This window comes from Dactylosporangium sp. CA-233914, assembly GCF_050942935.1.
Taxonomy (GTDB): Bacteria; Actinomycetota; Actinomycetes; order Mycobacteriales; family Micromonosporaceae; genus Dactylosporangium.
Map to the genome: position 1 here is coordinate 7,937,455 of NZ_CP192030.1, position 21,116 is coordinate 7,958,570.

General features: G+C 65.9%; 19 protein-coding genes and 1 pseudogene. 5 read left to right on the plus strand and 15 right to left on the minus strand.

All coding sequences use genetic code 11. The annotated features are described in order from the left end of the window. Window positions 1–20: 20 nt before the first annotated feature. Window positions 21–488: pseudogene (locus ACQPY0_RS35330) on the minus strand (ATP-binding cassette domain-containing protein); the annotation flags it as partial. Window positions 489–589: 101 nt separating this feature from the next. Between ACQPY0_RS35330 and ACQPY0_RS35335 the strand changes: the two are divergent. The 3 genes from ACQPY0_RS35335 to ACQPY0_RS35345 all read left to right on the plus strand — a co-directional run bounded on the left by ACQPY0_RS35335 (window position 590) and on the right by ACQPY0_RS35345 (window position 4,400). Beyond that, on the plus strand, window positions 590–1,645 hold the full coding sequence (locus tag ACQPY0_RS35335; RefSeq protein WP_432970578.1) for an Lrp/AsnC family transcriptional regulator: 1,056 nt from the start codon (window positions 590–592) through the stop codon (window positions 1,643–1,645). A gap of 51 nt (window positions 1,646–1,696) precedes the next feature. Further along, on the plus strand, window positions 1,697–3,100 hold the full coding sequence (locus tag ACQPY0_RS35340; RefSeq protein ID WP_432970581.1) for an L-serine ammonia-lyase: 1,404 nt from the start codon (window positions 1,697–1,699) through the stop codon (window positions 3,098–3,100). Between the two features lie 88 nt (window positions 3,101–3,188). Further along, window positions 3,189–4,400 carry an amidohydrolase family protein gene (locus ACQPY0_RS35345; RefSeq protein ID WP_432970584.1) on the plus strand — a complete coding sequence of 404 codons (1,212 nt, stop codon included), beginning with the start codon at window positions 3,189–3,191 and terminating at the stop codon, window positions 4,398–4,400. Window positions 4,401–4,467: 67 nt separating this feature from the next. Here the strand turns inward: ACQPY0_RS35345 and ACQPY0_RS35350 are convergent, their stop codons facing one another. After that, window positions 4,468–5,244 (minus strand): alpha/beta fold hydrolase, encoded by a 777-nt coding sequence (locus tag ACQPY0_RS35350; RefSeq protein ID WP_432970587.1) that lies wholly within the window; start codon window positions 5,242–5,244, stop codon window positions 4,468–4,470. Between the two features lie 19 nt (window positions 5,245–5,263). Beyond that, on the minus strand, window positions 5,264–6,115 hold the full coding sequence (locus ACQPY0_RS35355) for an enoyl-CoA hydratase/isomerase family protein (RefSeq protein ID WP_432970590.1): 852 nt from the start codon (window positions 6,113–6,115) through the stop codon (window positions 5,264–5,266). Between the two features lie 1,017 nt (window positions 6,116–7,132). Here ACQPY0_RS35355 and ACQPY0_RS35360 point away from each other — a divergent pair. Both ACQPY0_RS35360 and ACQPY0_RS35365 read left to right on the plus strand, forming a co-directional pair. Further along, window positions 7,133–7,771, plus strand: a complete 639-nt coding sequence (locus tag ACQPY0_RS35360) for a hypothetical protein (RefSeq protein ID WP_432970593.1) — start codon at window positions 7,133–7,135, stop codon at window positions 7,769–7,771. A 240-nt stretch (window positions 7,772–8,011) separates the two neighbouring features. Continuing rightward, on the plus strand, window positions 8,012–8,269 hold the full coding sequence (locus ACQPY0_RS35365; protein WP_432970596.1) for a hypothetical protein: 258 nt from the start codon (window positions 8,012–8,014) through the stop codon (window positions 8,267–8,269). Window positions 8,270–8,380: 111 nt separating this feature from the next. Here the strand turns inward: ACQPY0_RS35365 and ACQPY0_RS35370 are convergent, their stop codons facing one another. From ACQPY0_RS35370 to ACQPY0_RS35425, 12 genes are all read right to left on the minus strand, one after another. Beyond that, window positions 8,381–9,577, minus strand: a complete 1,197-nt coding sequence (locus ACQPY0_RS35370) for an MFS transporter (RefSeq protein ID WP_432970599.1) — start codon at window positions 9,575–9,577, stop codon at window positions 8,381–8,383. Between the two features lie 85 nt (window positions 9,578–9,662). Beyond that, on the minus strand, window positions 9,663–11,330 hold the full coding sequence (locus ACQPY0_RS35375) for an N-acyl-D-amino-acid deacylase family protein (protein ID WP_432970602.1): 1,668 nt from the start codon (window positions 11,328–11,330) through the stop codon (window positions 9,663–9,665). Then, window positions 11,327–12,502, minus strand: a complete 1,176-nt coding sequence (locus tag ACQPY0_RS35380; RefSeq protein WP_432970605.1) for a mandelate racemase/muconate lactonizing enzyme family protein — start codon at window positions 12,500–12,502, stop codon at window positions 11,327–11,329. Before ACQPY0_RS35380 ends, ACQPY0_RS35375 begins: the two co-directional genes overlap by 4 nt. Window positions 12,503–12,932: 430 nt before the next feature. Beyond that, a complete protein-coding gene (locus ACQPY0_RS35385) occupies window positions 12,933–13,817 on the minus strand; it encodes an aldo/keto reductase (protein ID WP_432970608.1) in 885 nt (294 codons plus the stop codon). Beyond that, window positions 13,817–14,788, minus strand: a complete 972-nt coding sequence (locus ACQPY0_RS35390) for a Gfo/Idh/MocA family protein (protein WP_432970611.1) — start codon at window positions 14,786–14,788, stop codon at window positions 13,817–13,819. Before ACQPY0_RS35390 ends, ACQPY0_RS35385 begins: the two co-directional genes overlap by 1 nt. After that, the gene (locus tag ACQPY0_RS35395; protein ID WP_432970614.1) at window positions 14,781–15,581 is read right to left on the minus strand and encodes an amidohydrolase family protein; all 801 of its coding nucleotides are present in this window, start codon (window positions 15,579–15,581) and stop codon (window positions 14,781–14,783) included. Before ACQPY0_RS35395 ends, ACQPY0_RS35390 begins: the two co-directional genes overlap by 8 nt. Continuing rightward, a complete protein-coding gene (locus ACQPY0_RS35400) occupies window positions 15,557–16,312 on the minus strand; it encodes an isochorismatase family cysteine hydrolase (protein ID WP_432970617.1) in 756 nt (251 codons plus the stop codon). The genes ACQPY0_RS35395 and ACQPY0_RS35400 overlap by 25 nt, the downstream gene beginning before the upstream one ends. Then, window positions 16,309–17,193: an NAD(P)-dependent oxidoreductase gene (locus ACQPY0_RS35405; RefSeq protein ID WP_432970620.1), complete on the minus strand. Its 885-nt coding sequence runs from the start codon at window positions 17,191–17,193 to the stop codon at window positions 16,309–16,311. Before ACQPY0_RS35405 ends, ACQPY0_RS35400 begins: the two co-directional genes overlap by 4 nt. Next, window positions 17,190–18,257, minus strand: a complete 1,068-nt coding sequence (locus tag ACQPY0_RS35410) for an oligopeptide/dipeptide ABC transporter ATP-binding protein (protein ID WP_432970623.1) — start codon at window positions 18,255–18,257, stop codon at window positions 17,190–17,192. The genes ACQPY0_RS35405 and ACQPY0_RS35410 overlap by 4 nt, the downstream gene beginning before the upstream one ends. A gap of 5 nt (window positions 18,258–18,262) precedes the next feature. Beyond that, on the minus strand, window positions 18,263–19,291 hold the full coding sequence (locus tag ACQPY0_RS35415; RefSeq protein ID WP_432970626.1) for an ABC transporter ATP-binding protein: 1,029 nt from the start codon (window positions 19,289–19,291) through the stop codon (window positions 18,263–18,265). Next, window positions 19,288–20,160 carry an ABC transporter permease gene (locus ACQPY0_RS35420; RefSeq protein WP_432970629.1) on the minus strand — a complete coding sequence of 291 codons (873 nt, stop codon included), beginning with the start codon at window positions 20,158–20,160 and terminating at the stop codon, window positions 19,288–19,290. The genes ACQPY0_RS35415 and ACQPY0_RS35420 overlap by 4 nt, the downstream gene beginning before the upstream one ends. After that, window positions 20,157–21,101, minus strand: a complete 945-nt coding sequence (locus tag ACQPY0_RS35425; protein ID WP_432970632.1) for an ABC transporter permease — start codon at window positions 21,099–21,101, stop codon at window positions 20,157–20,159. The genes ACQPY0_RS35420 and ACQPY0_RS35425 overlap by 4 nt, the downstream gene beginning before the upstream one ends. Window positions 21,102–21,116: the final 15 nt, after the last annotated feature.

A 21,116-nucleotide genomic window follows, 5' to 3' on the forward strand; every position in this document is an offset into this window, starting at 1 on the left:
AGCAGATGGTTGAGTGCGCTTCGACCAGGATTGGCCGACCGCGCGTCGAGCATCACTCCGAGATGCCTCAAGGGATCGGGGAGATGTCGGTACTGCCGCCCGTCGATCGTGATGCTGCCACGGGTGGGGCGGTCCAGCCCGACCATCAGCCGCATCGTCGTGGACTTACCGGCTCCGTTCGGTCCGAGGAACCCGGTCACGACGCCAGGCCGAACTTTGAACGATAGGTCGTCGACGACAGTCTTCTCGCCGTAGCGCTTGGTGAGTTCTTCAGAGATGATCACCCCATCAACGTTAGGAATCCCTCCGCGGTGTGACGTCTGCCCGTGGTCACGACCGAACCCTCTCCGCGGTACCGTCCTGAGGAGTACCGCGGTACCACCTCGCGGTGCATTCGACGGTGTAGCGCGACTTCCTCCCGGCGCATTTCGCAGCCGGTGGCTATGGCGTCTCCTTCGAAGCAGCTCAAAGTCCGTTGCTCGTCTCATGCAGGTCGTCGATGGTGTCTGCGCCTGTCTGCGCGTGCGACGGATGGCTCGGCCGAGCGCATCCTGTGACGGGTCCGAAGAGGGGGCTATCCTGAAGGGTCATGAGCACTGGCGGGGCAGGTTCGCAGGTTCACGGACTTGATGAGGTAGATCGACGACTGATTCATGCGCTCCAGATCAACCCACGCGCGAGATGGGCGGCGATCGCACCGGTCGTCGGGGTGGATTCGGTGACAGCCGCACGCCGCTGGGAACGCCTCTCACGAGACGGTCTCGCCTGGGTCTCGGGACAACCCGGCCCGGAGCTGAGGGGACCGTCGGCCATCCTCGAAGTGCAGACGCACCCGGGTGCGACGCTCGATATCGGCCAGGCGTTGGCGGCCGACCGGGAGGCGTTCACCGTCGATCTCACCGCGGGGGGCCGCGAGATGCTGGTGCTGGTCACCGCGGAGAGTCTGAATGCCCTCACCTCGTACATCATGAATCGAATGCGCGGACTCGAAGGTGTGCGATCGACGAAGACGCATCTGCTGTCGTCGCCCTTCACCGATGCCGGTCAGTGGCGACTTCGTTCCCTCACGGCCGATGAAGTGGCATCGATAGAACGCGCTGTGGCGGACGACAGGCGCGAGCGGCTGCGCATTGACCCGCAGTTGGAGCACGAGCTCCTGCAGATACTGGGGCAGGACGGGCGGGCGACCGTTGCTGCGATGTCGAGAACCCTCGAGGTGAGCCAACGGCGGGTGCGCGAGACCATGGCGGCGCTCACCAGCCGAGGCCGACTCGTCACCAGACTCGACATGGCCAAGGCGCACTCCGGATGGCCGGTGCACGCCTGGTACTTCCTGCGTGTCCCCGCCACGATCGTGGAGCGGGTCGGATCCGCGCTCGCACGTCTCAAAGAGATCCGGCTTGGCGTCTCCACCGTCGGGCCATACAACCTCGTCCTCTCGGTCTGGATGAAGACGCTGGCCGACGTGCAGCGACTCGAGGTGGCCATCGAGGAGAGGCTGCCCGGCGTGACGATCGCAGACCGGTCCGTGGTGCTGCAAACGCTCAAGAAGGAAGGCCGGCACCTGGACCAGCAGGGCAACGCAACCGGCGTTTTCACTCACCTTCCGACGCTTTTCCCGCACGCGACCCCTCGGAACGACTAAAAATCTGCAGCCGACCCCCCTCCGGCCGCACAGCGGCTACGGTGATCCGCCATGACCACTTCGGAGGCGACAGTCGGCGTGTTCGACCTCTTCACTGTCGGGATCGGCCCTTCGAGCTCGCACACTGTTGGACCGATGAAAGCTGCCGCCACCTTCGCCGCTCACCTCACCGACCAGCAGGTCATCGACCGTGTGGAGAGCGTCCGGGTGGACATCTTCGGATCCCTCGCCGCGACGGGTCGCGGGCACGGCACCTTCACCGCCGTCCTTCTCGGCCTCGAGGGAGTCCGCCCGGACGCGGTGACCCCCGCCGAAGCCGACGAACGACTAGCCGCGATCACCTCGACCGGCACGGTCCTCCTCGCAGGCTCACATCGAATCCCCTGCCGCATCGAGGATTTCGTGCTTCGGCCGCTGACCGTGCGCCAACGACACACCAACGCGATCTCCTTCACGGCCTTCGGTCCCGCCGAGACGGTCCTCGCCGCAGAGGCGTACTACTCCATCGGCGGCGGCTTCATCGTCCGGGACGGTGACGACGCCCAACCCGCCGGTGCCACGTCACCGCCCGCGCCGCTGCCATTCCGAACCGCAGCCGACTTGCTCACCATCTGCGACGACAGCGGACTGACCATCAGCCAGGTGATGCTCGCCAACGAGCGGACCCTGCGATCACATGCGGATATCCGGCAGGGGTTGCGCAAGCTGTGGCAGGTCATGGAGGCATGCGTCCATTCGGCGATCGCACGCGTCGGCGTACTCCCGGGAGGACTGGGCGTGCGCCGACGCGCGGGTGACTGGGCTGCCCGACTCGCTGTTGAAGACCCCGACCATCGAGACGAGTACTGGCAGCAGCGCGTGAACCTCGTGGCGCTCGCCGTAAACGAGGAGAACGCGAGCGGGGGACGAATCGTCACGGCGCCGACCAACGGTGCGGCAGGCATCATCCCCGCAGTGCTGTACTACGCGCTGCACTACACACCGGCGAGCCGTTCGGTCGAGATCGGCGGGGAAGACGACATCATCGAGCGGTTCCTGCTCACCGCGGCGGCGATCGGCAGCCTCTACAAGGCGAACGCATCGATCTCCGGCGCCGAAGTGGGCTGCCAGGGCGAGGTGGGATCGGCGTCGTCGATGGCCGCGGCAGGTCTCGCTGAGATCCTCGGCGGTACGCCGCGTCAGGTCGAGAACGCCGCCGAGATCGCGATGGAGCACAATCTCGGCCTCACCTGTGACCCGATCGGCGGACTCGTCCAAGTGCCGTGCATCGAACGAAATGCGATCGCCGCGGCGAAGGCGATCAATGCAGCGAAGATGGCGCTGTGGGGTGACGGCAGCCACCATGTGTCCCTGGACCAGGTCATCGCGACCATGCGAGAGACCGGCGCGGACATGAGCGACAAGTACAAGGAGACGGCGCTTGGCGGTCTCGCCGTCAATGTCGTCGAGTGCTGAGCGGCGCCCGTCGAACTTCGACATCAATCACGTCACGCAGTTGCCGCAGCGACCCAGCGGGGGTCGCCCGAGGAGAAGGAGACTGCCCATGCCGGCTCGCACCGTATTCAAGAACGCAACGGTATTCGACGGCGCCAGCATCGGTGCTGCCGACCTCGTCATCCACGACGGGCGTGTCGTGGACATCGGCTCGGACCTGGACGGCGACGAGATCGTGGACTGCGCCGGGATGTCTGTGGTTCCCGGCCTGTTCGACTGCCATGTGCATGTGACGGTTCGCGATCTGAACATCGCTCGCACCGAGCAGCAGGCATTCTCCCTGCAGTACTTCGAAGCCCAGCGAAACCTCTCACTCTTGCTGGATCAGGGCATCACCTCCGCCCGGGACGCTGCGGGAGCAGACCTCGGCGTCAAGCAGGCGATCGAGCAGAAACTCATCGAGGGGCCCCGGCTGCAGCTTGCGATCGTGATGCTGACGCAGACAGGAGGGCACAGCGACCTCCATCTCCCCTCCGGCGGCCAACGTTCCGTGCCGATGATGATGGAACATCCAGGACGCCCGGCCTCGATCGTCGACGGCGCCGACGGAGTCCGACGCGGCGTGCGCGAGGTCCTGCGCGCCGGCGCCGACGTGATCAAGATCGCCACCACTGGCGGAGTCATGTCACCCGGAGACAATCCGCGGCACACGCACTTCCGAGACGACGAGCTCGCAGTGATCGTCGCAGAGGCCGCCGCAGCGGGAACGTACGTATTCGCTCACGCGCAAGGAACGGAAGGAATCAAAGCCGCCTTGCGCAATGGTGTCCGCTCCATCGAGCACGGCTACTATCTCGACGATGAAGCGGTGGACCTCATGCTGCAGAAGGATGCGTGGCTGGTTCCGACGCTCTCGGCGACGCGTGCCATCATCGATGCGTCCGACAGCGGCGTTCCGATCCCCGCAGAGAACGCCGCTCTCGCTCGCGAGGCGTTTGAAGCGCACAAGGCGAGCTTCGCACTCGCCGTCGACGCAGGGGTGAAGATCGCGATGGGAACCGACACCCCGCCCTACTGGAGCCCCGCCGCCAGCAATCTCAACGAGTTGGCGCTGATGACCGACCTGTCCTCGATGTCCGCGCTCGACGCGTGGCACGCGACCACCTCCAGCGCAGCGCAGCTGCTCGGATACGACGAGCTCGGCGTACTCCAGCCGGGCAAGCTGGCAGACCTCGTCGTCGTCGACGGCGATCTGACAGATCTCCGCGATCTACGCGGGCGCATACGCCAGGTGTGGCTCAACGGCGATCGGGTTCGCTGACCGCACAACCGGTGATGCTGCCTGCCCGAGATGGCTGAACGCCTCGGACAGGCAGCAATCGTTTTCATTAGGGATCCGCCAGGAATCCCGCCAGGATAGCGGCCGCGAACTCCGCGCGTTCGTTCTCCCAGGCATGGCCAGCGCCCTCAATCAGAAGCATGCTGGCGCGCGGGATCTCCTCAGTCATCGCCAGGACGTCCTCGCTACGGACTGCTGGATCCTCGCGACCATGCACGACCAGTGTGCGAGCGGCGACCGACCCGAGGCGCCCACGCGTGTCGAAACCCCGCGTGGCAGCGAAACGCCGGCTGAGCGCGCGACCCTGAGCGCCCCCATCCTCCCCGACATTGGGGCGTCTGTCGTGACGATCAACGGCGGGTGCCATCTGCCGGAGAAGCGTCTCTGCCCGTGTAGTATCGCCGGCCTCCAAGGCAACGAGGAGCGCCCATCCGCTTTCCGGAAGGCGATCCGGGTCGGGAGGGGATTGTCCCGTAGCACCGAGAACGAGGCGGTCCAGACGATCCGGGTGACGCAGCGCGAAGGACTGCGCCACCATTCCGCCGTAGGAGGTTCCCAACACGTGCGCGCTCTGGTACCCGAGCGCGGTGATGAGCTCTGCGAGGTCATCGGCGAGGTCGTCGATCGTGTACGGACCAGCGGCGAACAAGCTCTTGCCTCTGTCTCGCTGGTCGTACGTGATCACAGTGAACGAGCTGTTGAGGTGTCGGCGGAGCCGGTCGAACAACTCCTGGCCGACTTGCAGCCCGTGGACGAGCACGACCGGAGGGCCGGCGCCGTCCAGCCGGTAGGAGGTATGCCCGCCGTTCGTCGCGACGACCGACACCGGTCCTTCGGTCAACCCGTCACCAGACCTTGCGCGCCCGAGCGTCCGCAATCAGCTCGGGGTCGGGGACGAGCCGCTTCGCGCCGACCGTTGCGAGCGACTGCTGGGAGAAGTGGAACCCGAAGTCCTCGGCGACCAGCTTGCGCCAGGGGCGGGAGAGAATGTTGTGGGTCGCCCACCGCGCGAACCGCGGTCGCTTCATGATGTCCTTGGCGATCTCCCATGCCTTCGCCAGCAGCTCTTCCCGCGGGACGACATCACTGATGAGACCGTATTCGAGCGCCTTCGGTGCCGGGATCGAGCGACCCGTGTAGATGTTGTAGGCCGCCCTCTTCGTTCCCATCAGGTGTTGCAGGGCCAGCGACAGACCATCGCCGGGTGCCGTGCCTGCCATGAAATGGGGATCCATGAAGTCCGCGTCCTCGGCGGCCAGGGTGATGTCGCACAGGAGCGCGAACTCCGTGTGGATACCGGGTCCATTGACTGCGGCGATCGTGGGAATGTCGAGGTTGTTGACGAAATTCTCAATTAGCTTCCACGCGTCGATCGTCTGCTGAAAGATGTAGTCCGGATCCTCCTCGACCAGCGCCCTCGGCCAGGTTTGCTTCGGGTCTCCCTGGAACCAGGTCTCGCCCGTGCCGGTGAGGATGAGGACGTGGTTCTCCGGGTCGTTGCCCACGTCCTGCCATACCCTGTTCCACGCGTTGTGGGCCGCCCAGTTGTGGACATACGGCCCGTCGTCCGTGTGGAGCCGAAGCTCGATGATGCCGTTCTCCCGGTGCATCTTGAAGAACGCCGCATATTTTTCGGAGTATTCCTCTAGCGTCGGGGGCGGCACGTGGCCGGCCCATCCGTGATCTGACGTGTTCACCGCGGGTGTTCCCTTCCTCGGCTTTAGCGCATTTCATGCACTAGTGAGACAACGTATCTCTTTGGCCGCGGACAGCGTAAAACTCAGGCCAAGACGCAGGAAAAATGCTGAGAAGGTCTTCCTGGTGAAGGTTCGGGCCAGTTGTTGATGTCTTCGTGACGCAAACCGCTGGGGATGCGATCCACGGTCCTTCTTGCGTCGTGATGAGTGACGGTCGAGTAGAGGTCGCGCCCGGCGCGATGAAGGCCATTGCTCTCGTCGGCTTGTCGAAGAATGATTCGCGTCGCCTGGTCGCCCCACCGGGATGCATGAACGGTCCCGCCTTCGGGACGGCGTATCAGTGTGGGACTCGGAGTCATCTCCTTCACCGGGACGCGTATAGAACGCCAAACGATTCTCGCCTGGTGATGCTGTGGCTGGCGCTTCAAAAGCCCAACTTCCGTATCCCGGCACGCACGTATGAGCAGACGGATCGGCGGCGTTGCGCCCCCGCTGAACTGCGTACAGCTCACCCGCCCTATTCGGTCGAAAGTGGTTCATCGTGCAGCCTCCCCTAGGAAGACCTCCCCCGATATCAAGATGACGGTTGGAACGGCGGGATCAACTGGTGGATCTCCATTCTGATTACGCAAACGCGATGGTCGATACCGTCATCGTCGCGCTGCTGCTCGTGCTTCCCCGGATGGCGGAGTTCTTCGGCACGGACCAGTGTCGCTGGCCTCGCCGACCCCGCGGCGGTGCTCGACGGCGCCTAACTGTTGGGCGTCCAGGACGTGACCGGAAACGGCGTCCCGGACCTGTTGGTCTCGGACTCCCCGACGAGAGCCCCGCCTTCGTACTCCACCATCCGGGTGCAGACGTTCAACGCACGCCAGGGCGGCTACGTCGAGGTGTGGTCTGCGGACGACGCCCGCTGGCGTGTGCAGCCCGTGCCGCTGACCGAGATGGACCAGTCGGTCAGTCCCACCGGGATCGACGGAAGCAACGAGGTCCTGACCTCTGAAGACCTCTCCGACGGTGGCTTGGCGGCCTTCGTCGAGTTCGCGGACGGCTCCACCGCTGCGATCGACTTCGCGCGCGGCGGCGCCAAGCGAGTCTGGGAGCGCGAAGCCGATCGCCGACCTGCAGCACGACGGCACCTACGGCATCGCGATCGCCGACAGCTACGACGGACACTCGCGTCTGCGCTACCTCGACGGCTCGGGGCAGCCCATCTGGGACGCGATGCTGTCCGACCTTCCCGAGGTCAGCGCCGGCAACGGTGCGTACGCGTGGGTGGCCGGCGACCTGCGGGGAACAGGGACCGACGACGTCTTCCTCGCCGGGTTCGAGGGTGGCTACAACACCATGGTGAGCCGCGTCATCTCCGGTACCGACGGATCTACCCTGTCCAGCCGCGACGATAGCCCACTGAACCCCGACATCGGATTCGGGCCCTGGGTCGGCAATTCGGCGGTCGCCGACCTCGACGGCGACGGCGCCGACGAGGTGTATTTCCAGGCGATGGACATCATCTATCAGATCACCGGCGGCGACCTGTCCGCGCCGGAGCAGATCTTCGGCCACAGCAACCCGAACGACCCTCCGGGTATCAGTCGGCTCTACCACAACCCCACCTTCATCGACCTGACCGGCGGCGGGACCTGGAGCTACTGATGACGGGCGGCCACATCGGGTTCACCGCCATCGAGTTCGACGAGCAGAATCCCGGGGCGTCATGATGTGGGCCCACTCCACAGCGCCCTCCGACATGCTGGGGCGGATGGCGGGCAACGCCGACATCAACGGTGACGGCGCGATCGAGGTCGTCACGCTGCACGCTGACGGCGCGGTGCGGCTGTGGGCCGGCGCGGACGACGCCTTGCTGGACGAGTACGACGCCGGCCGGGCACCAGCGTGGTCACCGCTGATATCACCGGCGACGGACAGACCAACATCGTGTACGGCACCGACGAGGGCCGTCTCGACGTGCTCGGCTGGGACTCCGAGGACGGACTGGTGCTGCGGTGGAGCCTGGACATCGGCTCGGAGATCGGTGAGCTGGCCGTCGCCGACGTGAACGGCGACGGGCTCGTCGAGATCGTGCTTACCGCGGCCGACGGCTTCCTCTACGTCGTCGGCGACCAGACGAGGAGGTCTGCTCCGATGTCGTGACCGGGACCCACACCGGGGGTCCGGTTCTGGTAGAAGATCGAGTTCACCACGTGCAGGGCGCAACGCAGTGCAACCGCCGAGGCCAGGTACGGGAGGCGGGGCGGCGGACAGCTACACAGTGGCAGGGTCCACGGGGCGGTTCCGTAAAGCCACCAGCAAGATCGCTAGGGTTGCGGCCAGCCCGCAGGAGAACAGTCCGACGCGGGCCCCAAACTGCTGGATGATGCGGCCGACCACGGGTGCGCACACTGGGCTGACGGCGACCTGGGCTAACAAGTAGACGCTGTGAACGCGTCCGCGCATGACGGCGTCGGCATTGACCTGCAGCATGGTGAGCGCCGCCACCAAAAAGCGTAGCGTCATGACCCCGGCCGCGAACAGCGCCACGATGAGCACGGCTCGAGTCGGCGACGCGGACGCGAGCATGTACAGGGAGCCGATGGTGAGCGCGCGCCAGAACAGCTGCCGCACGGTGGATTCGGCGCGCCGGGCGGACAGCGACGACCCGACGAAGGAACCGAGTGACACGGTGGCGGTCAACTCGGCGTAGCCGGCCGCGTCGCCACGGAAGACCTCAGTGGTGAACCCGATCAGTACGACCGGCAGGACGGCGACCAGCATGCCGATTACGCCAACCAGGGTCATAGGTACCGCCAGGCGGCGCTGGGTGGTTATGTAGCGGATGCCGTCGACCAGTTGCCTGAAGATGTGCGTTGGAGGCCGGCTCGCGCTCGGTGGAACCCGAGAGCTGCGTAACACCACGTACAGGTTCGGCAGGTACCCGACCGAGGTGACCGCGAAGCACCACGCCCCGCTGATCTGGCCCAGCAGCCATGCGGCCAGCAGCGGACCGGCGAGTCCGGCCAGGGAGAACGCCGCCGATACGAGACCCACGGCGTTGCCGAGCCGACCGGTCCCCACAATGCTGTTGGTGAAGGTCTGACGGGCCGGCCCGTCCAGCGTGCTCACGATGCCGAGCAGGAGCGCGAACGCGTATAGCTCCACCATCTCAATCCGATGGACGGCGACCAGCACAGCGATCACCGCGGGCAGTACGCACAGCACACTCTGGGTGACCAGCAGTATGCTCCGGTTGGAGTACCGGTCGGCGATCACGCCGGACAGCGGGGCCAGGGCAATCAGCGGCGCGAACTGCAGTGCGGCGACGATGCCGACCGCCATCGGGCTGTGAGTCAGGTCGACCACCAGCCAGTCCTGTGCGATCCGCAGGACCCACAAGCCGAGGCTCGATGAGGTCTGGCTGGCCAGAAAGGCGGCAAAGCCGGGCGCTCTCAGCGACGCGAACACACTGTTACCACGTAATTGACCCAGGACATAGGTCCTTAACCTCTGGCCCACACTGCCACCTAGAGCCTTCACCGACCTTGCACCCTCAGCGGCCGGGCGACGCGGCCTGCGCCGGTACGGGTGCCACAAATGGGGTGCTGAGGGCGTACGCCCCGCTGCGCAAGCCACGGCCTGGCGTGGCACCGGTCATGACGCCATTGCGCAAGACCGATACACCGCCGACGAGCACGTGCTCCATTCCGACCGCCAATTCGGTCGGCCGCTCAAAACTCGCCGGCGCGGCCATGTCGGCCAGGTCGAAGACCACGACATCGGCGACCTGGCCGTCGATAAGAAGCCCACGGTCCGGCAAGCCAAGTCGTTGAGCCGGCATCGAGGTCATCTTGCGCACGGCCTCCGGCAGCGACAGCAGCTGCTCCTCGCGGACAAACTCGGCCAACACCCGGCTGAAACAGCCGTACGCTCGCGGACTCGGCCCGCTGCCGATGAAGACCGAGTCACTGGCGATCATGCCCAGCGGATGGCAGACGAACTTCCATAGGGTCATGGCGTGTGGACTCGGCCGGGTGAACGTCGCCGCCGGATTCTGCAGCACCAGTTCGCAGACGACTTGGCCGAGCGGCTTGTCGATCGAGACAACGATCTCGCTGAGAAAGCGCCCCTCGAATTGTACGTGGGGTTCGGCCGACAGATTGCCGACGCGGAGGTCTGAGAACGGCGCGCTGGCCACGTACTGGCGAGCGGCGGCGCCCTCGGTGATCTCCCGCTCGATCCGCGCTCGCACCGTCGGATCCGTCAGCCGACCCCGCAATGCGGCCGGGCCGCCCACCTGCGTCCACATCGGAAGCAAACGCGACAGCCGGGTACCGCCCCATTCGTACGTGTAGGTGTCGAACGTGACGTCGATCCCGTCCTCGCGAGCGTCGGCCAGCAGGTCGAGCATCCGTTGTGCCCCGCCGGGATGGGTGGCGCGCGACGAACGGGAGAAGTGGGTGACCTGAAGCGCCGAACCCGCCCGCTCGGCGATCTCCAGGGCTTCCCGGAAGGGGTCGAGGTACGTGTCGCCCAACCCGTACCGGACGTGGGTGTGGTAAATGCCGCCGAGTGCCGCGGACTGCGCCGCCAGAGCGACTATCTCTTCTGTCGTGGCGTGGCTGCCCGGAGGGTAGTCCAGGCCGGTGGAAAGGCCGAAAGCGCCGTCGTACATCGCCTCCCGCAGCATTGCCCTCATGTTGGCCAGGGCAGCGCCGTCAGCGGGGTCATCCCCCCAGCCGAGCGCGTTGACGCGCAGCGCGGCATTTCCCACGAAACAGCCGACGTTGACGGCGGTCGCGCCGTCGTAGGCCTCAAGCTGCTCGCCGATGCTCCGCCAGGTCAGCGGCGAACTGGGTAGGCCGGCGATGCCGCCGTTCTGCTCGGCAAACGCCGCCAGATCCGAGGGGCGCAGAAACGGCGCGTAGGACAGTCCGTCGACGCCGACAATCTCGGTGGTAACCCCCTGCCGGACCTTCGCCTCAAGTAGTGGGTTGTCGAGCAGGACGACGTCGGAGTGGCTGTGGATATCAATAAATCCAGGAGCGACGACCTTGCCGCGAGCATCGATCCGGCTGTCGGCGACGCAGTCTGCGGAATCACCGCGAACGATCTGGATCCGGCCGGCACGGATGCCGACGTGTGCGCGATAGGCGGGGTTCCCCGTACCATCGACGACCAGGCCATCTTCGATCAGCGTGTCGTAGACGCGGTCGCTCATCGCGTGCCCCCAAGGTCAAGCACGAATCGGGGCTCGGACCGCTCGAGTTCGTCGACGTCGAGCCTGGGCCCGAGGCCCGGAGCACCCGTCGGGCGCCACACTCCATCGGTCACGACTGGCGCGTCCGTTACATAGCGGCTCCAGTACGGGCGCTGTTCAGGGGTGACCATCGACTCGCTGATCATGAAGTTCGGCAACGTCAACGCGAGTTGCCACGTGGCCGCGCTCTGCAGCGGGCCGAACGGGTTGTGGAACGCGATGGAAATCGCATGTGCTTCCGCCATGTTTGCGATTCTGCGGGCGGCTGTGAGGCCACCGCATATTCCGACATCGGGCTGCGCGACCGCAACCGAATGGGATTCGAGGAATGGCGCACTCCCGAAGTGGTTGCCCCACCGCTCCCCGGCGGCGATCGGGGTGCTGGACCTGCTCGACACCGCCTTCAACCAGTCAGGACGCTCATAGGGGACCGGCTCCTCGATGAACGTGAGGTTGTAGGGGGCCAGCGCATCGACCAGTCTGATCGCGTTCGCCACGTTGAGCCGGCCGTGGCAGTCAAGCATCAGATGTACGTCATCCCCGGCCGCCTCCCGCGCGGCCGCGAAGTACTCCGCGATGTAGGAGAAGATCCGCGGGCTCAAGATTTCGGTTTCGGTCTGGTGCACGGCGACCGTCGGGGCTCGGTCATGCCGGACGCTGGTGACCTTCTCGTAGAAGGCCGGCAGCGTGGTCTTGACGCCCTGGAAGCCGCTGGCGACGCGCTGCCGGACCTGTTCCGCCAAACCCTCTGGCGAACCACTGGCCGCGGCATGGGTGTACAGCAGAACCTCGTCGCGAAACGCGCCACCAAGCAGGCGATGCACCGGGACACCCAGGGCTCGGGCGTTCAGATCCCACAGGGCCTGGTCAATCGCACTGATCGCGATAGTCAGGAGGGTGCCACCCAGGAAGGCGTCGCGGTACAGGCGTTCCTGAATCTGCTCGATCCGGGTGGCGTCGGCTCCGATGAGGTTTTCAGACATCTCCTCGATCAGCGCCGACACGCTCCGCGTTCGCCGGCGCATCGCCACCTCTGCCTGGCCCACCGCGCCATCCGCAGTCTCTATCTCGACATAGATGGCGTTATAGAACCCGAAGTCCACCGGCCAGTGCCGGATGCGGGAGATCTTCATACTTCTCCTACTCTGGTGTCCGCGTAGAACCTAGGACATAGGTGAGCCCAGCGCAAGACCCAGCTGCTATCCAGGACCGGGCTCGTGGACATCCGGCCCGCGCGACCGCTCGCAGGTCAGCGTCGACGAAGCGGCGGGTGCCGAGGCGGCTGCGCATATCCAGCGGGCAGAGAACTGCTCGGCGGCCAGCAGCGGACCGCCGGCTCGCAGCCGCCCCGTCACCGTCGGGCTGGTCAGCGGTCGACCAGCGCCCTGGTCACCCGATCGGACTCGTGACCGTCGACAGTGTCGAACAGACCCGCCGCCACGGCATACTGCGGCGGTATTCAAAGGCTTCTTCTGTGGCGTAATACACCACGGTCAGCTCATTGCCGCACGACCATCAAGCGACTCCCGGCCGAGGTAGCCAGGCTGTGATGGTGGCCGGCGCTCACTCTTCGAGGAGGCTTCGCTCGTAGCCTGACGGCATCGGCACGTCCGGATCCGGACCGATACGTCGGCCGGTGTTCAGCCCGTCGATGCTCGCCAGTTCGTCGTCAGTGAGCGTGAAGTCCAAGATGTTGAAGTTCTCGGCGATACGGTCGGGGTTGGTCGACTTCGGAATGGCCGAGCGCCCCTGCTGTAGATGCCAGCGCAACACGACCTGCGCAGGACTCTTGCCATGTTTGGCGGCGATGGACGCGAGGGTCGGGTCCTCGAGCACGTTCCTCCGGTCCCCGCTCCAGCCCGGATAGAAGGTGATGCCTCCGATGGGTGACCACGCCTGGGTGACGATGCGGTGCTTGGCGTTGACTGCCTGAAGCTCAGGTTGGGCGAAGTAGGGGTGCAACTCGACCTGGTTGACCGCTGGCACCACCTCGGTCTGGGCGAACAGATCATGCAGGTGTTTGGCGGTGAAGTTGCTGACCCCGATCGCACGGACCTTCCCGTCCGCGAGCAACTGCTCCAAAGCCTTGTACGCAGCGATCGTGGTGTCGAACCGTTCGGGTACGGGCTTGTGCAGGATGAGCAGATCCAGCACCTCAACCCCAAGCCTGGTCACGGCCTTGTCGAACGCGTACCGAGTCAGGTCGTAGCCGTATTCGGTTACCCACACCTTCGTCTCGACGAACACCTCCGCCCGGTCGAGCCCGGACCGGCGGATACCCTCGCCTACCTGCCGTTCGTTGCCGTATGTTGCCGCGGTGTCGATGTGCCGGTAGCCGATTCGCAGGGCGTGCTCGACCGCGGCTGTGGTCTGCGCGGGCGGGCTCTGGAAGACGCCGAGTCCGAGCGCCGGCATGCTGACACCGTTGTTGAGGGTCAGGGTGGGCATCAACGGGGTCCTGGGTCTGATAGGTCGGCGAGGGTCTGCTGGACGTTGAGCGCTGGTAGCAGGACGTCGACCGACGTGTCCGGCGTCGTGCCATGGACGATCGCCTCAGCGAACGCGCGGTCCTGGGCGATGATGGCTGCGGTCTGCGCGTCGGCTGCGGTGCCAGCGTCGTACACCACGTCGCCGTCCATGAGCAGGCGTCCCTCGGTGACGAGGAACGAGTGATCGGGAGTAATGACGAGGAAGTCGCTCGCCGGGATACGCGAGTGATATGAGAGCGTGATGCTGGCGAACCGGTGATCCTCGGTCGAGAGCACTGCGGCCACGTCCATCGCAGCGCCGCTGCCAGGCCAGGTCGGCCCGACCGCGCCGCGTACCTCGACGGTGTCCGAGGCGCCGAGATGCCAGAGTGCGGCGTCGATGGAATGGCCGCCGTGGTGCCAGAGCACGTTGTCGGTCCAGTCCCGCTGGCGACCTGTCCACCCGACGTTCGTCTGGCGCAGCATCAGCGAACGCACCACGATCTGGGTGGGCCTGATGTCGTGGTCATCCAGCATCGACTGCAACCGCCGGTGCGGTTCCCAGTATCGCAGCGTGTAGCCGCCCATCGCGGTCCGGCCCGCCGCGCGAGCACAAGCCGCGACCGACTGCGCGTCGTCGAAGGTCAGGCCGAGCGGAATCTCGCACAGGACATGCTTGCCGGCATCGAGCAGCTGACGAGTCTGATCGCTGTGCAGATGACTCGGGGTGGCGACGATCGCGCCGTCGATGGTGTCGTCCGCGAGCAGCTCGTCGAGTGCACGGTAGGTGGTCGCCACCGAATGCTTGGCAGCGAACCCGGCCAACTCATCCGCGACCGTTCCGACCACCGCCCGCGGCGTGATGCCCAGACGCCGCAACGACGCGGCGTGGACGTCACCGATCGCGCCCGGGCCGACGATGGCGATCCGCACATCCCCGACATCAGACATGCAGCGCTCCTTGGTCGGCGACGGGGGCAAGGCCGAAGATCCGGCACGCGGTGTGCGCCAGGATGTCAGCACGTGCGGCGTCATCATCGGTGACGAGGCCGACCACCTCGGCTTCGCGACGGTAGTCGCCGGCCGCCAGGTCCGCCCGGTTCCAGCTCCCGCTCCACATGATGCGACTGGAACCGAACGCGGCCAGCGTCTCCGCCAGGTACGCGTGGGTGTTCTGGTGCGGGAAGTCGCTGCCGGCGTTGACGAAGAACCCGGACCACATCAGCGAGACGTTGGGCTCGTCGGCGAGGCGCAGGAGCGCACGGAACTGCCTGCGGTCCGCGTCGGCGGCCCCATATTGGAACCCGCCGACGTGTTCGATGCGGAAGTGTGTCTGCGCATGGGCGCGGACAGTCGCTCGGAACGGGTCCGAGACCACGTCGTCGAACGGCCCGGTCACGCTGACGATGCCACCGTGTTCGTCCACCGCGTCGAAGACGGCCACCCCATCCGCTCCAGCAAGCCCGGACGGGGCGAGCCGCAACCCGGCGAAACCGGCGGCGAAGACCCCCGCGACCTGGTCGACGCGATCGACGATGGCGATGGCGGCCAGCCGTGACGGATCACTCGCCAGCTGCGCCGCCAGGTAACTGTTGTCGGTATTGCCCAAGTGCTGGACGAGCACCGCACCGGCAATGCCCTCAGCACGCCGGGCCGCGGCGAACGCATCAGCCGCCGCGTACTTGGGCGGCCCGAGATGAACGTGGGCGTCGATGACCTTCACTGGCTGCCGATCCGATCGCATGCCTGGATGAACTCCTCCGCGGTACTCGTGTACCCGATATTGGTCTCGATGTGCCGGATGGCGATGAAGTTGGCCCACTCGCCCTCGCGCGTCTCGGGGAACTCGAAGGTCCGCACGCAGTCACGCAGCACGATCACCCGGTAGTTGCGGTACAACGCCTCCGTGACGGTGTTCCCCAGACAGATACGACTATCGAAGCCGACGACGACGAGGTTACGGACCCCGCGATTGCGCAGCACCGAGTCGAGATTCGTCTCGAAGAACCCGCTGTACATCTGCTTGCGAACGACGACGTCCTGATCGTCCGGCGCGATGACCTTCGAGTGCTCGAGAATAGGCGTCGGCTCCCGCCACGCCTGCAACGCATCCACATCGCACGTCCGCATGGACATGTTGCGCCACTCGTTGCCCTCATCAAGGCCTGGCGACAGGTGATTCGTCGTATAGACCGTGGGAATACCGATACGGCGCGCCGCATCCTTGGCCGGCCGAATCCGCTCACGAATCATCGTACGGATGACCGGGTCCGGCTTGTAGACCCCAGTCAGCGACCCGTCATCCTCATCGTCGTACCCGGCCCCGTACACGTCGACCAGCAGCAGAGCCGTCCTATCGAGCGGCAACTCAAGCGTCTCAGTCGCATACCCCAGCGGCGTCTCGAAATTCGGGTACAGCCGGTAGTAGCGGCCGGTCAACGTCAAGGCGGCCGTCGCGGCCGACTCCGTCGTCATTGTCGTGCGCTCCTGTCAGATGTATTTGGATGCAGCGAACCGTGACGCACAATCGCCTGCGTGCCCAACTCCCCATGTCCCGTGGTGGACAGGTCCTGGAAACGCTGATGAGCGCCGCGGGCGGTGGCGAGATCCAGACCACCCTCCTCCGCCTCGGTGAGAGCAAGCCGCAAGTCTTTGATCATCTGGTCGATCTTGAAGCCTGGAGCGACGTCGCCACGCATCAACCGCGGCCACATGAAGTCCAGCAGCGGTCCTCCGGCGATCCCCCCGGAGATCACGTCGTGCACCGCGGCGAGGTCCAGTCCCAGACTGGTGGCCAATGACCAGGCCTCGGCCACGCCGCTGACAGTGGCGGCGACGAGCAGTTGATTCACCAACTTGGTGCGCTGCCCCGAACCAGCCGGGCCCAGCAGCCGTGGCGTGCCGAGCACTCTCAACACGGGCACACTCGCGGCGAACGTCCCCGGATCGCCGCCCACCATGATGCTCAGCGTGCCCCCCTCAGCGCCTGCAGGGCCGCCCGACACCGGAGCGTCGAGGGCGCTCAGGCCGGCCGCGGCTGCGCGCGCGGCTATCCGTTCGCTCAGCTCCGGCGCGGTGGTCGACATGTCAGCGACGATGGCAGGGCCGCCCGCGAGCACTCCCTCCGGTCCGAGCACCGCGAGCTCGACCGTCGCGACGTCGGGCAGCATCACCATGACGAGATCTCGGCCAACGGCACAGTCACGTGGCGTCGCGGCCCATTCTGCGCCGCCGGCTTCCAGGGCCGCGGCGGAGTCACGACGCCGCGACGTCACCCGCACTTCGTGCCCGGCAGAGAGCAGCCGACGCGCCATCGGCTCGCCCATCAGACCCAGACCGACGAATCCCACCTTCATCGTTTGCTCACCGAAGCGGCTGTGGGCTTGTGCTCCCCACCGTCCTCGAATGACGGATTCGGCGCGAAGTGGCAGGCAGCTGCCGAGGAGTCTGCCGCCCATACGAGAGAGGGCCGTACCGTACGGCACTTCTCCGGTCGGCCGAGCGTCTCGTACAGGTCGCATCGGTCGGCGTAGTGGCAACCGACGGCACCGGTCGTGACCGGTTCTCGCGAATCGTTGACTTCGGTGTCCGCCGGAGCCACAAACGGCAACTCGTCCAATCCTTTGTCCTTCGCCGACAGCGACGGCACAGCGCTGATCAGGCAGCGCGTGTACGGGTGACGCGGTTGCGTCAGCAGGCGTTCACGGGGCGCCACCTCCACGAGCCGGCCGCGGTAGATGACGGCGATGCGTTCGCAGAGGAAGTACACCGCGCGTAGGTCGTGACTGATGAACAGCAGGCTCAGCCCGAGCTCGCGACGCAGCTGCGCGAAGAGATTCAGGACCTGAGCTTGCACAGAGACGTCCAGCGCCGAGACGGGCTCGTCCGCGACGATGAGTCGGGGACGAAGACTCAGTGCGCGCGCGATACCGATGCGCTGGCGCTGCCCCCCGCTGAACTGATGCGGGTATCGATCGAGCATGGACGGGCGCAGACCGACCTGTTCCATCAGCTCGGCCAACGCCACATCGCGCCCGCTTGGCGTCGGCAGTCCGTGGATCTCGTAAGGATCGCTGAGAATGCTCCGCACCGTGCGGCGTGGATTGAACGCGTGCTGGGTGTTCTGGAAGATCATCTGCACGTCGCGCCGATATCGGAGCATGTCCCGGCGATTGCGACCCGCTAGCGGTACCCCGTCGAGCCGGACCTGCCCAGAGGTCGGTCGCACCAGTCCCGCGACGACCCGTCCCAGCGTGGTTTTGCCTGAGCCGCTCTCGCCGACCAGCGCCAGTGACTCACCAGGCGAGATCGAGATGCACACGTCGTCGAGCGCCAGCGTTGATGACGCGCTGCGCAACAGACCGCGTCGCGACCCGAAGGTGTGCGACACGTTCTCAATCTGCAACAGTTCCTTGTTCAAACCAGCTATCCGTCCTTGGCAGTCGAAATCTCTGTTGGTGTGGCGTCTCCGTGGAAGTGGCAGGCGACCGTCAGCTCGTGCCCGTCGGCGCTCATGGGCCGATCGGTTGCGCAGCGTTCCGGTTGGTCCAGCTCGATATATCGAGCACAGCGCGCGCGGAACCTACAGCCGACCGGCCACGCGGCCGGGTCGGGCGGCATGCCCGAAAGAGTCTGGAGGAACTCCGGTGGCTGGCCGCCGAGGGCGGGGATGCTGCGCAACAATGCCTGCGTGTACGGGTGACGTGGTGCGCCGAGCACATCCTCGACGTCGCCCTGTTCGACGATCTGCCCGGCGTACATCACCAGCACTCGATCACAAATCTCGCGCACCGTGCTCACGTCGTGGGTGACGAAAACGATTGAGGTGCCGAGGGTGCTCCGTAGCTGCCCGAGCAACTTCAGGATCTGGGCCTGGATGGTCATGTCCAAGGCGGTCGTTGGTTCGTCTGCCAGCAGCAGCCGCGGTTCATTCTGGATACCGAGCGCGATGCCGACGCGCTGCTGCATGCCTCCGCTCAACTCATGCGGGTACGCCGCGGCCGACTCCTTCGGGTTTACCAGGCGAGCGTGGCCCAATGCTCGTAGCGCCGCCGCTGCTCTCGCCGTGCCCGAGATCTTCGGCTGGTGGGTGCGCAGACTCAGCTCCAGCTGACGACCGACCCGGGCGACTGGGTTGAGGGCGGCACCGGCGTCGGACGGGATGAGCGATACCTGACCGCCACGAATCGCGCGCATCTGCGCTGGAGTCGCAGTGCTGAGATCCTTGCCGTCGAAGTCGATTCGACCTGACGCCACCCGCCCGCCCGAGGGAAGCAGTCCGAGCAACGAGAGCAGGGTGAGACTCTTGCCCGAGCCGGACTCGCCGACGATTCCGACGATCTCCTTGTCGTATACCTCGAAGCTCACGCCGTCGACGGGTCGCGTGCGGCGCGCTCCATGTCCGAACTCAACGGCGAGGTCGCGGACGGAAAGCAAGGGGGAAGGCCCGGTCATCCCAGCTCCCCATGTGGATCGAGCCGGTCACGCAGCTCATCGGCGACCATGTTGATTCCGAGGACGATCAACACGATCGGAATACCGGCGACGATGCCCATCCACGGGAAGGTCAGAATGAACGCGCGAGACTGGGCCAGGAGCGAGCCCCAGGACGAGGTCGGAGGCTGCACGCCGAGCCCGAGGAAGCCGAGCCCGGCCTCGTCCAGGATCGCGAATCCGAGTAGCACGGTTGTTTGCACGAGAAACATCGGCAGCATCGCCGGCACGATCTCCTTGCGAATGATGCGCCATCGGCCGGCGCCGATCACGCGGGCGGCGTCGACGTAGGTGAGGTCGCGCAGACCCACTACTGCTGACCGGACGAGCCGCGTATAGAACGGCCAGAATGCCAGTCCGAGCGCGAGGATCGTGGTTGAGAACGACGGGCCGAACACGCCTACGATCCCGATCGCGACGAGCAGGGTCGGGATCGCGAAGAACAGATCCACAACACGCGTGGCCGCTAGGTCTACCCAGCCCCCGAGGAAGCCGGTCAGCATGCCGAGCGGGACTGCGATAGCCGAGGCTATCGCCACCGTGCCCAAGGCGATGAGGCATGTCAGTCTGCCGCCGACGGCCATCCGGGTGAACAGATCGCGGCCCAGGTCGTCAGTTCCCAGCCAGTGCTCGGACGACGGCGACTGGAGCCGAGCGTCCAGGTTGACGGCATCGGGGTCGATGCCGGTGAGCAATGGCCCGAAGACGACATACAAACCAAGCAGCGTGAGCAAGGTGACGCCAACAAGCAGCTTGAGTGAGAGCCGGCGAGTCCGCTCCCCCGCCTGTGTCGAGGCGGCCGAGGATGTGTCGAGGAACGCGGCGGTCATGACAGGCGCACCCGCGGGTCGAGAAGCCCCTGCAGGACCTCCGCGAACAGGTTCACGACGATGAAGATCAGCCCGTACAGAAGGATCAGCGCCTGGATCATGGGATAGTCCCGTTCGCTGACGCCGTCGGACACGAGACGTCCCATTCCGGGCCAGTTGTACAGGCTCTCCACGACGACCGAGCCAGCGACCAAGAACCCGACCGTCAGGGCGATCGCCACGATCATCGACGGGATCGAGATGCGCAGGACGACCCGGGTCGCGATGGTTCGCTCGTGCAGGCCCTGCGCGCGGGCGAAGTTGACGCTCGGTTCGGTCACGGCCTCGACGACGCTGGCCCGCATGAGCCGCGCCAAGTACGGAGCGATGCCCGCGCCGAGCGTGAGGCTGGGGAGGATGAGTAGTTGCATGTTGCGGGCGGGGTCCTCACTGAATTCGATGTAGCCCTGACTCGGCAGCCAGTGCAGGCGCAGGGCGAGCAGCAGCATCATCAGGGTTCCGAGCCAGAACGCCGGCGTCGCCAACCCGACGAGAATCCCGCCCGTCACCACCGAGTCGACGCGCGTGCCTCGCTTGAATCCCGCCCATAGCCCGAGCGGGATGGCCAGCAGCAGCCCCACGACCATCCCGCCCGCCGCGAGTTCGATTGTCGCGGGGATTCGGCCGATCAGGATGTCGGACACCGGCAGCTGGGAGCGGAACGAGAGACCGAGATCGCCCCTGAGGACTTGCCCGAGCCAGGCGAAGTACTGCTGGTACCAGGGCAGGTCCAGCCCCATCTGGTGCTTGATCTGAGCCACCAGCTCAGGGTCGGCGTTGACCCCGAGTTGAGCGGTCACTGGGTCACCGGGGATGATCCGAACGTAGGCGAACGCGAGCAGGCTGAGCCCGAACAGCAGCGGCGCGCTGAACAGGAGTCGTTTGATGGCGTACCGAGCCATTCGGCAGTCGTTTCC

What these genes read in the sequence shown, in the direction of transcription:
- ACQPY0_RS35335 (WP_432970578.1), top strand. Translation starts at nt 590, where the DNA reads ATGAGCACTGGCGGGGCAGGTTCGCAGGTTCACGGACTTGATGAGGTA.
- ACQPY0_RS35340 (WP_432970581.1), top strand. Translation starts at nt 1,697, where the DNA reads ATGACCACTTCGGAGGCGACAGTCGGCGTGTTCGACCTCTTCACTGTC.
- ACQPY0_RS35345 (WP_432970584.1), top strand. Translation starts at nt 3,189, where the DNA reads ATGCCGGCTCGCACCGTATTCAAGAACGCAACGGTATTCGACGGCGCC.
- ACQPY0_RS35375 (WP_432970602.1), bottom strand. Translation starts at nt 11,330, where the DNA reads ATGAGCGACCGCGTCTACGACACGCTGATCGAAGATGGCCTGGTCGTC.
- ACQPY0_RS35380 (WP_432970605.1), bottom strand. Translation starts at nt 12,502, where the DNA reads ATGAAGATCTCCCGCATCCGGCACTGGCCGGTGGACTTCGGGTTCTAT.
- ACQPY0_RS35385 (WP_432970608.1), bottom strand. Translation starts at nt 13,817, where the DNA reads ATGCCCACCCTGACCCTCAACAACGGTGTCAGCATGCCGGCGCTCGGA.
- ACQPY0_RS35390 (WP_432970611.1), bottom strand. Translation starts at nt 14,788, where the DNA reads ATGTCTGATGTCGGGGATGTGCGGATCGCCATCGTCGGCCCGGGCGCG.
- ACQPY0_RS35395 (WP_432970614.1), bottom strand. Translation starts at nt 15,581, where the DNA reads ATGCGATCGGATCGGCAGCCAGTGAAGGTCATCGACGCCCACGTTCAT.
- ACQPY0_RS35400 (WP_432970617.1), bottom strand. Translation starts at nt 16,312, where the DNA reads ATGACGACGGAGTCGGCCGCGACGGCCGCCTTGACGTTGACCGGCCGC.
- ACQPY0_RS35405 (WP_432970620.1), bottom strand. Translation starts at nt 17,193, where the DNA reads ATGAAGGTGGGATTCGTCGGTCTGGGTCTGATGGGCGAGCCGATGGCG.
- ACQPY0_RS35415 (WP_432970626.1), bottom strand. Translation starts at nt 19,291, where the DNA reads ATGACCGGGCCTTCCCCCTTGCTTTCCGTCCGCGACCTCGCCGTTGAG.
- ACQPY0_RS35420 (WP_432970629.1), bottom strand. Translation starts at nt 20,160, where the DNA reads ATGACCGCCGCGTTCCTCGACACATCCTCGGCCGCCTCGACACAGGCG.
- ACQPY0_RS35425 (WP_432970632.1), bottom strand. Translation starts at nt 21,101, where the DNA reads ATGGCTCGGTACGCCATCAAACGACTCCTGTTCAGCGCGCCGCTGCTG.